Below are 16,760 nucleotides of genomic sequence, written 5' to 3' on the forward strand. Positions count from 1 at the left end.
CACCTACGGGTGGTTTCTCGCGTCTCTACCAGGAGAAGCGACCAGATACCAGACCTCAAGGAGTTTTCTGATGTTCCTCCGGCGAGAAGCCGTCCCGTTCACCTTCGTCGCCGAGGCCGATCGCTTCCGCAGTAACGTCACTCCCCCGCCCCGTGAACGTCCGAGCGTCTCCGAACTCACCGGCCGTACGCTGCTCGGGCTGACCGTCGTCGCCGGGCTGGTCGGCTCGCTGCTGTTCGGGCTCCCCGCGCTCGGTTCCGGCCAGGCGCCGGCCCATTCTCAGCAGTCCGAGGCGTCCGAGGGGCGCTGATCTCGCCTTCGCGGCCCTCGACGGGCCGGGGAGGCACCCCCATGGCCCCCCTGGGGTGGTCGGCCGGTGACCTGCTCGGTAGCCTCACCGGGCACAGCCCAATCGAGTGTGCTGGTGAGTGAGGATCAGTCGTGCCCCTGCCCTTCCTGACGGCGGACCGCGCATTTGACACGAACGCGGACGATGTCGCGCTGCCCTTCGACGACCACGACCGGTGGCGCCGGCCCTACCGGCCGGGCCCGTGGCGGGTCGCGGCGGCCGCGCTGTTGCTGCTGCTGGCGTCGTTCATCCTGCTCGCCGCGATGATCATCGCTTTCGCCGGCGCGCTGCCCGGTGCCGCCGTCTGTGCGGGCCTGGGGCTCGCGCTCATCGTGGCGGCGCTGCGACTGCTGCGCGTGGGTGTGTGGGTCAGCAGGCACGGGCTCCGCCGGGTGGGCTTCTTCGGGACCACCACGGTTCCGTGGAACGAGGCGGCCGACGTCCGTACGGTGCAGCAGCCGGTCCGCTGGCTGGGCCTGCCGCGGACGGTGCAGGGTCAGGCACTCGTTCTCGCACGCGCGGGCAGCGAGCCGCTGCATCTGATCACCGACCACAACGCGGACTTCCTGGGGCGCGTCGAGGCGTTCGACCGGGCCGCGGACACCGTCGAGGCATGGGGCTCGGAGTACCGGCCCGTGCAGGCCTGAACCCTTTCCAGGTGACGCCGGTTTTCTAAGGGCTGTCCCGTAATCCCCGGTGGACCAGCGCGCGGCGTCAGATGCGGTGCATCGCAAGGCGAAGGGTCGTCCTCATACTGGGCGTATTCGGGCGATCCGACAACGCAGCGTGGGGGTCCCCCCTGCTCGAAGAGCTTGGGGGAGTGCCGTAGATGTCGTCGTGCGCCCGCCGGGGATTACGGGACAGCCCTTAGGTGGGAGCCGGCCGGCCGTCATGCAGGGCGATGGCGCGCTGCATCGCCTTGCGGGCGCGTGGGGTGTCCCGGGCGTCGTGGTACGCGACCGCCAGCCGGAACCAGCAGCGCCAGTCGCCCGGTGAGTCCTCGGTCTCCGCGCGGCGCCTGGCGAAGACGGCGTCCGCCGAATCGCGGTCGATACGGCCGCCGGGGGTGCGTTCCAGTTCGTCGACCGGCAGCCCTCCCTCGGCGTCCAGTTCGGCCGCGAGCCGGTTGGCCCGGGTGACGAACTGTGTGTTCTTCCAGAGGAACCAGAGGCCGATCACCGGCAGGATCAGTACGGCCACGCCGAAGCTGACGGTGAGCAGAGAGCCGTGCTGTATGAGCATCACCCCGCGGCTGCCGACCAGGACGAAGTAGACGACCAGGACGGCAGCCGTGACGAGGTACGTGATTTTCGCGCGCATGAGGGCTTTCCGGGTCAGCCGAGGTCGAGGAAGTTTTCCAGGCCGAAGGTGAGCCCGGGTGCGGACACGACCTGGCGGACGCCCAGGAGGATGCCCGGCATGAAGCTGCTGTGGTGCAGCGAGTCGTGCCGGATGGTCAGCGTCTCGCCCTCGCCGCCCAGCAGGACCTCCTGGTGGGCGAGCAGGCCCCGCAGCCGTACGGCGTGCACCGGGACGCCGTCGACATCCGCGCCACGCGCGCCGTCCAGCGCGGTGACGGTGGCGTCGGGCTGCGGTGCGAGGCCGGCCTCGGCGCGCGCGGCCGCGATCAGCTGAGCCGTGCGGGTGGCCGTGCCGGAGGGGGCGTCGGCCTTGTTCGGGTGGTGGAGCTCGACGACCTCGACGGACTCGAAGTAGCGCGCGGCCTGCTGCGCGAACTTCATGGTGAGCACTGCGCCGATCGAGAAGTTCGGCGCGATGAGCACGCCGGTCTGCGGGGACGCGGCGAGCGAGGTGTTGAGCTGCGCGAGGCGTTCGTCGGTCCAGCCGGTGGTGCCGACGACCGCATGGATGCCGTGGCGTACGCAGAAGTCGAGGTTGCCCATCACCGAGGTGGGGGTGGTCAGTTCGACCGCGACCTGGGCGCCGGCGTCCACCAGGGCCTCCAGCTTGTCGCCCCGGCCGAGTGCGGCGACCAGTTCCATGTCCTCGGCGGCCTCGACGGCCTGTACGGCTTCCGAGCCGATCCGGCCGCCTGCACCGAGGACGGCCACGCGCAGCTTGCTCATCATTTCTATCCCTAATGTGAGGAACTCTAGGAGACAGCTTCGTGCAGACGGTCGGCCTGCCTGTCCTTGAGCGGGCCGATCACCGAGAGGGACGGGCGCTGTCCCAGCACCTCGCCGGCCACCGCGCGCACCTCGTCGGGGGTGACGGCCGCGATCCTGGCGAGCATCTCGTCGACCGACATCTGCTCACCCCAGCACAGCTCGCTCTTGCCGATGCGGTTCATCAGCGCGCCGGTGTCCTCCAGACCGAGCACCGTGGAGCCGGAGAGCTGGCCGACGGCGCGGCCGATCTCGTCGTCCGACAGTCCCTCGGAGGCGACCCGGTCGAGCTCGTCCCGGCAGATCTTCAGCACGTCGTGGACCTGGCTCGGGCGGCATCCCGCGTAGACGCCGAAGAGTCCGCAGTCGGCGAAGCCGGAAGTGTACGAGTACACGCTGTAGGCGAGGCCGCGCTTCTCCCGCACCTCCTGGAAGAGGCGCGAGGACATGCCGCCGCCGAGGGCGGTGTTCAGCACGCCGAGGGCCCAGCGGCGGTCGTCGGTGCGGGCGAGGCCCGGCATGCCGAGGACGACGTGGGCCTGCTCGGTCCTGCGGTTGAGCAGTTCGACCTTGCCGGCGGTGCGCAGGGTGCGGCGTCCGTCGCGGGGGGCGAGCGGGACCGCGTCCGTGCGGGTCAGGGCGCCGGCCTTCTCGAAGGCGCGGCGGACCTGCCGTACGACGGTGGCGTGGTCGATGTTGCCCGCGGCGGCGACGACCAGATGGGTCGGGTCGTAGTGCTTCTTGTAGAAGCGGCGGACACGCTCGGCGGTCAGCGCGTTGACGGTGTCGACGGTGCCGAGGACCGGGCGGCCGAGGGGGGTGTCACCGAGCATGGTGTGCGCGAACAGGTCGTGCACGCAGTCGCCCGGATCGTCCTCGGTCATCGCGATCTCCTCGAGGATGACACCGCGCTCGGCGTCGACGTCCTCCTGGAGGATCAGCGAACCGGTGAGCATGTCGCAGACCACGTCGATGGCGAGCGGCAGATCGGTGTCGAGAACCCGCGCGTAGTAGCAGGTGTACTCCTTCGCCGTGAAGGCGTTCATCTCGCCGCCGACCGCGTCGATCGCGGAGGAGATGTCGAGGGCGGAGCGCTTGTGCGTGCCCTTGAACAGGAGGTGCTCGAGGTAGTGGGTGGCGCCGTTCAGCGCGGGGGTCTCGTCGCGGGAGCCGACGTGTGCCCAGATGCCGAAGGTCGCCGACCGGACGGACGGGAGCGACTCGGTGACGATCCGCAGGCCGCCCGGGAGGGTGGTGCGGCGGACCGTGCCGATGCCGTTCTCGCCCTTGAGAAGCGTTTGGGTACGGGCGACGGCCCGCGCCTCCGAGGAGGTGCGGGCCGTCGTCGTGGAACTACGAGCCGTCACTTGGCAGCGTCGTCCTTCTCGGCCTCGGGCTCTTCTTCACCCTCGATGACGGGGATGAGGGAGAGCTTGCCGCGGGAGTCGATCTCGGCGATCTCGACCTGGACCTTGGAGCCGACCGCGAGCACGTCCTCGACGTTCTCCACGCGCTTGCCACCGGCGAGCTTGCGGATCTGCGAGATGTGCAGCAGGCCGTCCTTGCCCGGGAGCAGGGACACGAACGCACCGAAGGTGGTGGTCTTGACGACCGTACCCAGGTAGCGCTCGCCGACCTCCGGCATGGTCGGGTTGGCGATGCCGTTGATCGTGGCGCGGGCGGCCTCGGCCTGCGAGCCCTGGGCGGCACCGATGTAGATGGTGCCGTCGTCCTCGATCGTGATGTCGGCGCCGGTGTCCTCCTGGATCTGGTTGATCATCTTGCCCTTGGGGCCGATGACCTCACCGATCTTGTCCACCGGGATCTTGACGGTGATGATCCGCGGGGCGTTCGGGGACATCTCGTCCGGGACGTCGATGGCCTCGTTCATCACATCGAGGATGTGGAGGCGGGCGTCGCGGGCCTGCTTCAGCGCGGCGGCCAGGACCGAGGCGGGGATGCCGTCGAGCTTGGTGTCGAGCTGGAGCGCGGTGACGAAGGTCTTCGTACCGGCGACCTTGAAGTCCATGTCGCCGTAGGCGTCCTCCGCACCGAGGATGTCGGTGAGGGCGACGTAGTGGGTCTCACCGTCGATCTCCTGCGAGATCAGGCCCATGGCGATACCGGCGACCGCGGCCTTGAGGGGCACACCGGCGTTCAGCAGCGACATGGTGGAGGCGCAGACCGAGCCCATGGACGTCGAGCCGTTGGAGCCCAGCGCCTCGGAGACCTGGCGGATCGCGTAGGGGAACTCCTCGCGCGTCGGCAGCACCGGCACGATGGCGCGCTCGGCGAGCGCACCGTGGCCGATCTCGCGGCGCTTCGGCGAACCGACGCGGCCGGTCTCACCGACGGAGTAGGGCGGGAAGTTGTAGTTGTGCATGTAGCGCTTGCGGGTCACCGGGGAGAGGGTGTCCAGCTGCTGCTCCATCCGGAGCATGTTGAGGGTGGTGACGCCCAGGATCTGGGTCTCGCCACGCTCGAACAGCGCCGAGCCGTGCACGCGCGGGATGGCCTCGACCTCGGCGGCGAGCGTACGGATGTCCGTGACGCCACGGCCGTCGATACGGACCTTGTCCTTGATGACGCGCTCGCGGACCAGCTTCTTGGTCAGCGCGCGGTAGGCACCGGAGATCTCCTTCTCGCGACCCTCGAACTGCGGGAGCAGCTTCTCGGCGGCGATCTCCTTGATGCGGTCGAGCTCGGTCTCGCGCTCCTGCTTGCCCGGGATGGTGAGGGCCTGGGCGAGCTCGTCCTTGACCGCGGCGGTGAGCGCCTCCAGGACGTCGTCCTGGTAGTCGAGGAAGACGGGGAACTCGCCGACGGGCTTGGCGGCCTTGGCGGCGAGGTCGGACTGGGCCTTGCAGAGCGCCTTGATGAAGGGCTTAGCGGCCTCGAGACCGGCGGCGACGATCTCCTCGGTGGGAGCCTCGGCGCCGTCCTTGACGAGCTGGATGGTCTTCTCGGTGGCCTCGGCCTCGACCATCATGATCGCGACGTCGCCGTCCTCGAGGACGCGACCGGCGACGACCATGTCGAAGACGGCGTCCTCGAGCTCGGTGTGCGTCGGGAACGCGACCCACTGGCCCTTGATCAGGGCGACACGGGTGCCGCCGATCGGGCCGGAGAAGGGCAGGCCGGCCAGCTGCGTGGAGCAGGAGGCGGCGTTGATCGCGACCACGTCGTACAGGTGGTCGGGGTTGAGCGCCATGATCGTCTCGACGATCTGGATCTCGTTGCGCAGGCCCTTCTTGAAGGAGGGGCGCAGCGGGCGGTCGATGAGGCGGCAGGTGAGGATCGCGTCCTCGGAGGGCCGGCCCTCACGACGGAAGAAGGAGCCGGGGATCTTGCCGGCTGCGTACATCCGCTCCTCGACGTCCACCGTCAGGGGGAAGAAGTCGAGCTGGTCCTTGGGCTTCTTGGAGGCGGTGGTGGCCGACAGCACCATGGTGTCGTCGTCCAGGTACGCCACGGCGGAACCGGCGGCCTGCTTGGCCAGGCGTCCCGTCTCGAAGCGGATGGTGCGGGTGCCGAAAGTACCGTTGTCAATGACGGCCTCGGCGTAGTGGGTCTCGTTCTCCACTAGCGTTTTCTCCGTTACGTTGCGTCTTTCGTCCTTCCGCCCGTGTGGCGGGAGGACGGTGGCGGAGAAGCTCTCGTTCTGCGGGCCGGTCTTCGATCGAAGCACCCGGGGGCTTGTGTCTCCGGGAGCCACTACCGAGGACCGGCGGCGGCGAGGCGGCTTCCCGCTCGTGTTCGGTGGTGCGTTCTGCGACCAGACTAATTGGCGTCCGGTACGTCGCGCACGTACAGCAAAGGGAGCGGCCCCCTCAGAGTGGGAACCGCTCCCTTCACGGCGTCCTTACTTGGCACCGCCGGCCGCACCACGGCGGATGCCGAGGCGGTCGACCAGGGCGCGGAAGCGCTGGATGTCCTTCTTGGCCAGGTACTGCAGCAGACGGCGGCGCTGGCCCACGAGGATCAGCAGACCACGACGGGAGTGGTGGTCGTGCTTGTGCGTCTTGAGGTGCTCGGTCAGGTCCGAGATACGGCGCGAGAGCATCGCGACCTGCACCTCGGGGGAGCCGGTGTCGCCCTCCTTGGTGCCGAACTCGGTCATGATCTGCTTCTTCGTAGCGGCGTCGAGAGACACTCGGTACTCCTCTTTGATGTTCGATGCGCCCACGAGTGCCCCTGGTCTTGTTCTCAGGAGAGCTTCCGTGACTCGGAGGCGAAGGTCCGATGAGCGCTGCACCCAGAGCATTGAGGCTCCGGGAATGGCGCACACAAACGGCCGTCACACAGCGTACCAGCCTCGGCTACGAGGTCAGCGCCCGGATGGAGTGGTACACGTCGAACACCGCAAGGCACAGCGGCACCAGCGTGAGCAGCACGAACGTCTCGGCGACCTCCAGGAAGCGACCCCAGAAGGGGGTCACTCCCTTGCGGGGGACGATCAGGCCGATGGCGGTGATCAGTGCGGCCACACCGGCGACGGCGGCGGTCAGCCAGATCGTACGGATGTCGAGGGCGCTGCTGTCGCCCCGCAGGGCGTCGCGCATGAGGCCGGCCGGCGGGTTGAGGCACAGGCCGAGCCCGAGCAGCACCAGGGAGCCGAGGCCGGCGGACAGCGCGCAGCCGACCTGCGCGGTGTAGCGGAAGAGGTGGGCGCGCATCAGCATGGCGATGCCGGTGCTGAGGGCGAGCAGCTGGCCCCAGACGTTGTCGGAGAAACCGAGGACGGCGGCGGAGGCGACGGCGATCAGCGCGCAGCCGCCGACGAGGCCGACCATCAGCTCGTGGCCCCGGCGGGCCTGGGCGGCGATGCGCTCGGCGTCGACCGGGCCCGCGGGCTCGGGATCGCTGCCGTACTCGCCCATGGTCGTGCGCGGCGGGTCGAAGCCGATGGGGAGCCGCGCGAAGCGGGTGGAGAAGCCCGGAAGGAACGCGAGGGCGCCGACGGCGAGGGGTGCGCACACCGCGGCGCTCTCGACCGGCTCCAGGTCACGCAGGATCGCGACGAAGGTGACGAGCACACCGACCGTCGCGGCGAAGACGAACGCGACGAAGGGACCGTCGCCGGCGGGGGCGACGATCGTCAGGAGCACCGCGAAGACCAGGACGGCGGCGCAGGCGAGCAGGAACTGGAGCTTGCCGATGCCCTCTCCGGTGGCCGGGGGCAGCAGTCCGGAGCCGGCGACGGCGGCGTTCGCCATCGCGCCGACACCGAGGGCGACGGCGGATCCGCGGTCGTCGTACACCCGGGCCCGTACGCAGGCGAGCGCGAGCAGCAGGACACCGGTGACGGCGGCCAGGATGCCGGCGAGTCCGTGCATGTCGTGCAGCGGGTCGGCCGTCCACAGCACGAAGGCGACCAGGACGAGCAGGACCGAGCCGCCGAAGAGGCCGGCGCCGCGCATCAGTCCGTCGCTCCACAGGGTGCGGTCGCGGGCGACGGCGGAGGCGACGGCGTCGGACACGTCGTCGAAGACCGCGGGCGGCAGCGACTCGGAGAACGGCCGCATGGACAGCAGTTCGCCGTCGAGGATGCGCTGGGAGGCGAGGGAGCGGGTGCTGTCGAGCACGGTGCCGTCGCGGCGCACGAGGTGGTAGCCGACCGGGGCGCCCTGCGCGGGACTCTGCCCGGACAGGCGCAGGATCTCCGGGTAGAGGTCGGCGAGGGGGATGTCCTCGGGCAGTGCCACATCGACGCGGCCGTCCGGCGCGACGACCGTCACTCGGCAGAAACCGGTTCCGCTGCTCGACGGAGTCGCGGAACCCGGATGACCCGTCCCCGCAGCCGCCGCTCGGGCCGTCATAGTCACCTGCTGCATCCCCTCGTGGTCCTCATGATTCATACGCCCGGCATTGCGCTCCGAATGACCCTTTTTTTGCGGAAGTTCACGGGTGCGCAAACACGTCGCGCCACCCTACCGCCCACCTGTCCGCCCCGGCGCAAGTAGGATCCCTCCCCGCGGACGGGACCCGTCGCCACGGGGGCGCCGATAGGAACATTTCCGTCCGGCAAGGGAATTGGTGAGCTTGTGAGTCAGATCGTCGTCAAGCGCCCACCCCGGGCCCTGCCTGCCGAGGTACCCGGCGAGCAGGTGCAGCTGCAACCTCCGCCCGAGCTGCCGAGAGGGCAGCAGGAGGGCGCGCTGATGCAGCTGCTGCCGATGCTGGGCATGGGCGGTTCCGTCGTCTTCTTCTTCATGACCCCGAATCCGATCATGCGGATCATGGGCATGGTGATGATCGCGTCGACGGTGGCCATGGCGATCGCGATGCTGGTGCGCTACCGCAAGGGCACCCAGGGACAGCTCGCCGACCTGCGGCGCGACTATCTCAAGTACCTGACGCAGACCCGCCGTACGGTGTTGCGGACGGCTCGCCTCCAGCGTGACGCGCAGTACTACCTGCACCCCTCCCCCGAGCAGCTGTGGGCCCTGGTCGCCGAGGGCAGCCGGGTGTGGGAACGCCGGGTCGGCGACGCCGACTTCGGGCAGGTGCGCATCGGGCTGGGCAGCCAGCAGCTCGCCACCCCGCTGCTGGCCCCCGACACCGCCCCCGTCGACGAGCTGGAGCCGCTGACGGCGGGTGCCATGCGGCAGTTCCTGTCGGCGCACAGCACGCTCGACGGACTGCCGATGGCCGTGTCGCTGCGGGCGTTCTACCACGTGACCGTGAGCGGTGAGCCCGAGTCCGTGCGCTCCACCGCCCGCGCGATGGTCGGCTCGCTCGCCTCCCTGCACTCCCCCGAGGACCTGGTGATCGTCGTCGCCGCGGGCCGGGAGTCGGCGCAGCACTGGGAGTGGACGAAGTGGCTGCCGCACCTCCAGGCGTCGGGCCCGGGTGACGGCGCGGGCAGCCGCCGCCTGATCACGGCCGACGCACGGGAGTTGGAGGACCTGCTCGCCGAGCGGCTCGACGGCCGGCCACGCTTCCAGGGCAGCGCGCACCCGCTGCTGGACCAGCCGCATCTCGTCGTCGTCCTCGACGGTCAGTCCGTACCGCAGACCTCGCCGCTCGCGGCGGCCGAAGGGCTCCAGGGCGTGACGGTTCTGGAGGTCGTCGCCGGTGAGGTCACCGGCGCGCGCGGTGAGCTGTCCGTGGTGGTCCACCCGGATTCGCTGCAACTGGAGTCCGGGCACGGGCTCGTGTACGACGGTGTCCCCGACCGGCTGAGCCTGGAGGCGGCCGAGGCGCTCGCCCGCCAGCTCGCGCCGCTGCGGGTCGCCACCGGTGGTGACGACGACGAACCCCTGCTCGCCAACCTCGAGTTCACCGATCTGCTGAACCTCGGCGACGCCGCGTCGGTCGACGTCAGCCGCACCTGGCGCCCCCGTTCGCAGTCGGAGCGGCTGCGGGTCCCCATCGGTGTCGGCGAGGACGGCGCCCCGGTGATGCTGGACCTCAAGGAGGCGGCGCAGGAGGGCATGGGCCCGCACGGTCTGTGCGTCGGCGCGACCGGATCCGGCAAGTCCGAACTTCTGCGCACCCTGGTGCTCGGTCTGGCCGTCACGCACTCCTCGGAGACGCTCAACTTCGTCCTCGCGGACTTCAAGGGCGGCGCGACCTTCGCCGGTATGTCGCAGATGCCGCACGTCGCCGCGGTGATCACCAACCTGGCCGACGACCTCACGCTGGTGGACCGCATGGGCGACTCCATCCGCGGTGAGCTCAACCGCCGGCAGGAGATGCTCCGCGACGCGGGCAACTACGCCAACATCCACGACTACGAGAAGGCGCGTGCGGCGGGTGCCCCGCTGCAGCCCATCCCGTCACTCGTTCTGGTCATCGACGAGTTCAGCGAACTCCTGACCGCCATGCCGGACTTCATCGAGATGTTCGTGCAGATCGGCCGTATCGGCCGTTCGCTCGGCGTCCATCTGCTGCTGGCGTCGCAGCGTCTGGAGGAGGGCCGGCTGCGCGGCCTGGAGACGTATCTGTCGTACCGGGTGGGTCTGCGGACGTTCTCGGCGGCCGAGTCCCGGGCGGCGATCGGTGTGCCCGACGCGTACTCCCTGCCCAACGTCCCCGGTTCCGGCTACCTGAAGTACGGCACGGACGAGATGGTGCGGTTCAAGGCCGCGTACGTCTCCGGTGTGTACCGCGTGAACGGCCACCAGGCCGCGTCGAGCGGCGGTCCGCTGCCGGTGGACCGCAGGCCGGTGCCGTTCACCGCGGCTCCGGTGGCGGTCCACTACGCCGAGCCGACCGCGGGGGCCCCCGTGCCGGACGCGCGCCGCTCCTCCGACGACGACGCGCTCGCCGACTCGGTGCTGGACGTGATCGTGCGCCGGCTGGAGGGCCGCGGGGCCGAGGCCCACCAGGTGTGGCTGCCTCCGCTGGACAACCCGCCTCCGCTGGACGAACTGCTGCCGGGGCTGTCGAACGTGGACGGCCGCGGACTCACCCAGCCGGGCTTCGAGGGCGCGGGCCGGCTGGTCGTACCGCTCGGTGTGGTCGACAAGCCCTTCGAGCAGCGCCGGGACACGCTCTACCGCGACTTCTCCGGCGCCGCGGGCCACATGCAGATCGTCGGTGGTCCGCAGTCGGGCAAGTCGACGCTGCTGCGCACGCTCATCGCGGCCTTCGCGCTGACCCACACTCCGCAGGAAGTGCAGTTCTACGGACTGGACTTCGGTGGTGGCAGCCTCTCCTCGATCTCCGGGCTGCCGCACGTCGGCGGGGTCGCCTCACGACTGGACCCGGAGCGCGTGCGCCGGACAGTGGCCGAGGTGTACGGCATTCTGACGCGCCGGGAGGAGTACTTCCGCAGCGCGGGCGTCGACTCCATCGCGACGTTCCGCAGGATGCGGGCGCGCGGCGACATCTCGGTGACGGAGCAGCCCTGGGGGGACGTGTTCCTGGTCATCGACGGGTGGGGCAACTTCCGGACGGACTACGAGGGTCTGGAAACCGCGGTCGTCGACATGGCGGTGCGGGGGCTGGGCTACGGGATCCACGTGATCCTGACGGCATCCCGCTCGATGGACGTGCGCTCCAACATCAAGGACCAGCTGATGAACCGCCTGGAACTGCGTCTGGGCGATCCGATGGACTCCGAGGTGGACCGCAAGATCGCCATGAACGTGCCGCCGGGCGTCCCCGGCCGCGGTCTGGTGGCCGAGAAGCTGCACTTCATGGCGTCGGTGCCGCGCATCGACGGCATCCAGTCCGACAGTGACCTGTCCGAGGCGACCACCGCGATGGTGCAGGAGGTCACCCGCCACTGGACCGGCCCCGCCGCACCGGCGGTGCGTCTGCTCCCGCGCGAGCTCCCCGCGGGGCAGCTCCCCGCGGGGTTCGTCGAACCCCGGCGCGGAGTGGCGTTCGGGATCGACGAGAACAACCTGGAGCCGGTGTTCGCCGACTTCGCCCGCGACCCGTTCTTCCTGGTGTTCGGTGAGAGCGAGTCCGGCAAGTCGAACCTGCTGCGCCTGCTCATCAAGCAGTTGACGGAACGGTACGAGGGCAACGCCGCCAAGTTCTTCGTGATCGACAACCGGCGCGCACTGCTCGACGTCACCCCTGCCACACACCTGGCCGAGTACGTGCCGATGTCCAACAACATGGACCATCACGTCGACGCGCTGGCGGAGCTGATGCAGCGCCGTGCGCCGACCGCCGACGTCACGGCACAGCAGCTCCGCGACCGGAGCTGGTGGCAGGGCCCGGACGTGTTCGTGGTCGTCGACGACTACGACCTCGTGTCCACGTCGAGCGGCAACCCGTTGGCCAAGCTCACGGAGCACCTGCCCTTCGCGCGTGACGTGGGTGTCCGCTTCATCATCGCCCGCAGCTCGGCGGGAGCGAGCCGCGCGGCTTACGAGCCGTTCCTGCAACGGATGATGGAGCTCGGCGCACAGGGTCTCCTGCTCTCCGGTGATCCGCAGGAGGGCGAGATGCTCGGCGTCCGTATGCGACCGATGCCGGCGGGGCGGGGCATCTTCGCGTCGCGGCAGCGGGGGAAGCCGCTGGTGCAGACGGGGTGGCTGGGGGATCCGCAGTGACGGCGGGCGCTGGGTACGCAGTACCCAGCGCCCTCGGCTGCGCTCTGCCGCCGGGGCGGAGCGGAGCACGACAGGCGTAGCCGAACGCACCCGGTCCTGGTGGCTGAAGGGGCGCGGTAGCACTGCCGAGCACCACGGCAGCGCTGGAGCAGCGACGCCGAGCGAACGGCTGCGAGAAGACACGTTCTCGTCACGCGGCCCATTGCGCTGCCGACGGACCTTCCCTTGAACCGTGGACATTGCCGATCGGCTGCCGCTGCCCGACACGTCGTCCGTCCCGGTCGGGGAGCGTCCCTCACCGAGAGGGGCGCTCCCCGGGCGCACCGCATGAGCCGGCGCAGGCGGGCTGTGGCGTTCGAGCGAGCCGGCGCCGAAGCGCGGACTGCGACCCGCGCGCCGGTGTCTCGGGAGGCCCTGCACGAAGTGAGCACAGGAACCGCAAACTCTTCCTCTTGAAGTGCCAGGTGAAGAACGGGAAAGGTGTGGCAGATGGCGTGGGATGAATGGGAACAGCTCAAAACGCAAGCAGCCGGGAGCCAATCGGAGCAGATGCAGCTGAACCGGGTGCCCGATGAGGGCGGCGGCGGCTCAGGCTCCTACGGCGACCTCACGGCTTCCGAAACCGATCTCTCGAAGATCGGCACCAGTGCGTTCAAGTTGTTCAACCGTCTGTACGACGAGGCGCGCGTGGCCGGCCCCAGCAGCTCCAAGGCAGCTGAGGATCTCAAGACCCAGGGCTTCGAACTCGGCGCAGGGCTCGCCCACGTGGCCAAACGGTGGGACGAACAGCTCGGCTCCCTCCGGGACGCCTGCTCCCACATCTCGAATCACATGCGGGTGACCAAGAAGATCCACAAGGACGACGAGCACTACATCACCGGACAGCTGAGCAGCATCGCCGCGTTGGACAGTGGATTCGACGAACGCGTCGGGCAGCCGGGCGAGAAGAACCCGATCTATGGCGAGAAGAAGAAGGAAGACAAATAGTCATGGATCTTGAAACCCTTCGTTTCGCCAAGTTCGGCCTTCTTGATGAAGCCGTCGCCGACTGGACGACCCTCGTCGGCAAGCTGGCCAGCATGAAGGAGGATGCCGACGACGAGCTCCGCGAGCAGGCGAACAAGGCGAACTGGACAGGCGAGAACCAGAAGATGTCCAAGCAGTTCATCGGCCGAACAGCCGGTGAGTTCGCCGACGCGCACACCCAGGCCACGTCGATCCGCAACATCCTGAGGGACACCTGCAGCGAGCTGAAGGATTACCAGACCAAGCTCAAGGACGCGATCGATCGTGGACTCAAGAAGAACCTGACCGTCGTCTCAACAGCCGGAGGCGGCTTCACGGTCACCATGAACATCCATCCCGACCGCGCCGCCAGGGGAACGAGCGTCCCCGACCACACCCAGTCGGACGTGACGGCACTACGGGACGAGGTGCAAAAGCTCCTGGACGGCGCGACCCAGAGCGACAGCTCGGCGACCACGGTCCTCAAGGCGCTCGTCGACCAGAGCAAGCTCGGCTTCTCCGACGCCAACTACGCGAACCGGGACGCGGCCGCTGACGCGCTCAAGGAGGCCGACGACCTGGCCAGGATCGCGAAGAAGAATCCCGAGGACCTCACGGTCAAGGAATTCGACCAGCTGAACGCCGGCCTCAAGAAGTACGCCAACGACGATCTCTTCGCCGAGCGGTTCGCCACGAACCTCGGTGGAAAGGGCACCCTGGACTTCTGGGCCGATCTCAACAAGCCCATGGTCAACCCGGAGCTGATGCACGAGCGCCGGGACCAGATGGACGACCTCCAGAAGAGTCTGAGCCTGACACTGGCGACCGCCAGCCAGAGCGACACAGCCGCCATGGAGACATGGAAGCGGGACGTCGTCTCCTTCGCCGACAGGCCACTTGAGAAGAACGGCGGCATGCCTTTCGGCGGTCAGGTCATGAGCAACCTGATGCGGTGGGGCGACTACGACGACAAGTTCCTGAACGAGTACGGCAACAAGCTCGTGGCAGCGGAGAAGAAGCTCACTCACAACGGCGCCCATGTCGCCTGGCAGCCCATGGGCATGGATCCGCAGCTGAACCACACGGGAACCGACTCCGGCTGGGACCCGATGACCGGCTACTTCAAGGCTCTCGCCAACAGCCCCGACGCGGCCACCGAGTTCTTCGGCGACACGTTCGTCACGAAGGACGAGGACCACGACTTCAAGGTGGAAGGCAAGGACGACAAGAGGTCTCTCAGCAACTTCGAGTACTTCTTCGAAGAGCGTAACTGGCCTCATGACTACGACAAGGACCGCGAGGAGAGCATCGCGGGGCGCAACAACCTGGCGATGGCGCTGGAAGCCGCGACGACCGGCCACCCCGCGGGCGAGAAGCCGACGCCGGACCTCCCGCCGCACTCGGAGGCGCAGGCCAATCTGATGTCGAAAATCGTCGCCTCCGTGGAGGAGGACCCCAAGCGGCTCACGGACCACTCCCACATGTCAGACAGTATGGGGCAGATCGCTTCGGAGTACCTGCCGGACATCAACCGTGCGATCGCAGACGACCCGCACGGGAATACCGAGAAGCTTTTCCCCTTGGCGGGCGCTCAGGCAAGACTCGAGCACCAGGACGTCACGGCCTTTCTGATCACCGTGGGGCAGCACCCTGACGGCTACTCAGCCGTCGAAGTGGGCCAGAAGGCCTATATGGCCAATCTCATCGACCACCACCTGAACCCTGACTTGCCGGCGGACCAGCGCTATCCGCACTCGGCTCAGGAGACGATCGAGACGATCACCCGGCGTTCCGGAGAAGTCAGCGGATCAGTCGCCATCGGCATGCAGGAAGCCGTCCTGGGTCCAGCCGCCAAGGAGGCCAAGGAGTTCTCCGACTCTGTCGCCCAGCAGAAGAACGCATGGTCCGGGGCTATCGGAACCGGCATCGGCGTCGGCGTCAGCTTCATCGCCACACCAGTAGGTGGGGCGGTCGCCGGCGGCGTCGCAGGTACCGTCAGCGGAATGGTCCTCGAGCACATCTTCCAGCAGTCGGAGACCGATGTGCTGACGGAAGCAAGCAGGGATGCGAGCGACCTGTGGGAGAAGAGCAGAGACCTGAGCGCGGAGCACGGCCAGATGGCAGCCATCAACGCAGCCAAGGCCCACGGGCTTCCAGACCAGGACAAGGTTGCGGACTGGGCTCTGACCGGTCGCGATGACGGTTTCAACGACGCCGCCACCAACGCCGATGCCATGGCGGACCACCTCACCACGGAAGTTCCCTCCTCATGACACATGCGAGCAATTTCATGGAGCCCCGACAGACTGAGGGCATGCCGGTGCCCGCTCGCGCTCCGCGTCGGCGATCACGGCGGCAGATTTCTGCTCTCGTGGTGGCCGCCCAGCTCGCGCTACTACTCACAGCTTGCTCGGAACCGGAGGAGAAGCGGTCCTTCTCTCTGCCGCCGGACCTCTGCGGCACCCCGGTACCCGCCGCCGCACTGGACGCGGTACTACCCAAGAGCGGGAAGTCTGTGAAGACGGCGGCGCGGTCGCGAGAGGTGGGTGACACGAACTGCCGAGTCGCCGTCGATGGCACGACAGCGGTCAGCGCCATCAACGAGTGGCGAGCGGATCCCTCCGTGAAGAAGGCGGCCGACATCAACCCGTACATCGAACTCGACGAGCACACCGGCGAGGACGGAACATACATGTGGTCGGGTAAGGGTGGTGTACGCCGTATCCCGTGCCCAGTGGCCGCCAAGGACCATCCCGACCGGAACCAACTCTTCGTCAGAATCCTCATCCACGACGAGAAGTTCTCGGACGCCGACGCGGCCAAGAAACTGCTGCTCGCCTACGCGAAAGCCGTAGCGGACTCGCCGGACTGCAAGGCGGCCACATAACACCCTTTGTGCCTGAGCAAACAGCAGAGACCCCGGGAGCCGCCTGCGCGGCGGCTCCCGGGGTCTCTCGCGTCGGAATGACGGGTGGGCACCCCCTGCGCGTGCCCGCCCCGGGTCGGGGTCCCGATACGCCGGCTTGGGCAGGAAGCGCCTCAGGCGAAGGAACTGCCGGCCTTCTTGTCTCCCCCATGTAGTCGCCGCCTGCCCTCGCCACGACCCGCACGCAGCACGGCTCCCGGCCCCTCGATAGGCTCGTGCGGTTGCCGTGAAGGCAGTTCGGGGCGGAAGGGGTTCGCGAATGGAGCATGTGCGTACGGAACTACCGCACGCCGGCGGGGAGGCAGCAGTCGGCGGGCGCTCGCGCCCTGCTGGTGACA

12 protein-coding genes are annotated in these 16,760 nt (G+C 68.6%); 6 read left to right on the forward strand and 6 right to left on the reverse strand.

The features are described from left to right. Positions 1-70: 70 nt before the first annotated feature. Both RPQ07_RS09925 and RPQ07_RS09930 read left to right on the forward strand, forming a co-directional pair. Positions 71-310, forward strand: coding sequence for a hypothetical protein (locus tag RPQ07_RS09925; protein ID WP_313943740.1), 240 nt, complete (start codon positions 71-73; stop codon positions 308-310). Positions 311-441: 131 nt separating this feature from the next. Then, entirely contained in the window at positions 442-996 is a 555-nt protein-coding gene (locus RPQ07_RS09930) for a hypothetical protein (protein WP_313943741.1), read from the forward strand. Positions 997-1,216: 220 nt separating this feature from the next. Here RPQ07_RS09930 and RPQ07_RS09935 read toward each other — a convergent pair whose 3' ends face one another. From RPQ07_RS09935 to eccD, 6 genes are all read right to left on the reverse strand, one after another. Further along, complete coding sequence (locus RPQ07_RS09935; RefSeq protein ID WP_313943742.1) at positions 1,217-1,669, reverse strand: tetratricopeptide repeat protein; 453 nt, start codon at positions 1,667-1,669, stop codon at positions 1,217-1,219. 14 nt (positions 1,670-1,683) lie between these two features. Further along, positions 1,684-2,436: a 4-hydroxy-tetrahydrodipicolinate reductase gene (dapB, locus tag RPQ07_RS09940; RefSeq protein WP_313943743.1), complete on the reverse strand. Its 753-nt coding sequence runs from the start codon at positions 2,434-2,436 to the stop codon at positions 1,684-1,686. Positions 2,437-2,462: 26 nt separating this feature from the next. After that, complete coding sequence (locus RPQ07_RS09945; protein ID WP_313943744.1) at positions 2,463-3,842, reverse strand: pitrilysin family protein; 1,380 nt, start codon at positions 3,840-3,842, stop codon at positions 2,463-2,465. Further along, complete coding sequence (locus RPQ07_RS09950) at positions 3,839-6,058, reverse strand: polyribonucleotide nucleotidyltransferase (RefSeq protein ID WP_313943745.1); 2,220 nt, start codon at positions 6,056-6,058, stop codon at positions 3,839-3,841. Before RPQ07_RS09950 ends, RPQ07_RS09945 begins: the two co-directional genes overlap by 4 nt. A gap of 279 nt (positions 6,059-6,337) precedes the next feature. Continuing rightward, a complete protein-coding gene (gene rpsO, locus RPQ07_RS09955; RefSeq protein ID WP_093600212.1) occupies positions 6,338-6,628 on the reverse strand; it encodes a 30S ribosomal protein S15 in 291 nt (96 codons plus the stop codon). A 166-nt stretch (positions 6,629-6,794) separates the two neighbouring features. Next, positions 6,795-8,294, reverse strand: a complete 1,500-nt coding sequence (eccD, locus tag RPQ07_RS09960) for a type VII secretion integral membrane protein EccD (protein ID WP_313948841.1) — start codon at positions 8,292-8,294, stop codon at positions 6,795-6,797. Between the two features lie 225 nt (positions 8,295-8,519). Between eccD and eccCa the strand changes: the two genes are divergently transcribed. The 4 genes from eccCa to RPQ07_RS09980 all read left to right on the forward strand — a co-directional run bounded on the left by eccCa (position 8,520) and on the right by RPQ07_RS09980 (position 16,383). Then, entirely contained in the window at positions 8,520-12,491 is a 3,972-nt protein-coding gene (eccCa, locus tag RPQ07_RS09965) for a type VII secretion protein EccCa (RefSeq protein ID WP_313943746.1), read from the forward strand. 489 nt (positions 12,492-12,980) lie between these two features. Next, on the forward strand, positions 12,981-13,478 hold the full coding sequence (locus RPQ07_RS09970) for a hypothetical protein (protein WP_313943747.1): 498 nt from the start codon (positions 12,981-12,983) through the stop codon (positions 13,476-13,478). A 2-nt stretch (positions 13,479-13,480) separates the two neighbouring features. Then, entirely contained in the window at positions 13,481-15,769 is a 2,289-nt protein-coding gene (locus RPQ07_RS09975) for a hypothetical protein (RefSeq protein WP_313943748.1), read from the forward strand. A 101-nt stretch (positions 15,770-15,870) separates the two neighbouring features. Then, positions 15,871-16,383: a hypothetical protein gene (locus tag RPQ07_RS09980; protein ID WP_313943749.1), complete on the forward strand. Its 513-nt coding sequence runs from the start codon at positions 15,871-15,873 to the stop codon at positions 16,381-16,383. Positions 16,384-16,760: the final 377 nt, after the last annotated feature.

It is taken from the genome of Streptomyces sp. AM8-1-1 (genome assembly GCF_032229325.1).
GTDB classification, from domain to species: domain Bacteria; phylum Actinomycetota; class Actinomycetes; order Streptomycetales; family Streptomycetaceae; genus Streptomyces; species Streptomyces achmelvichensis.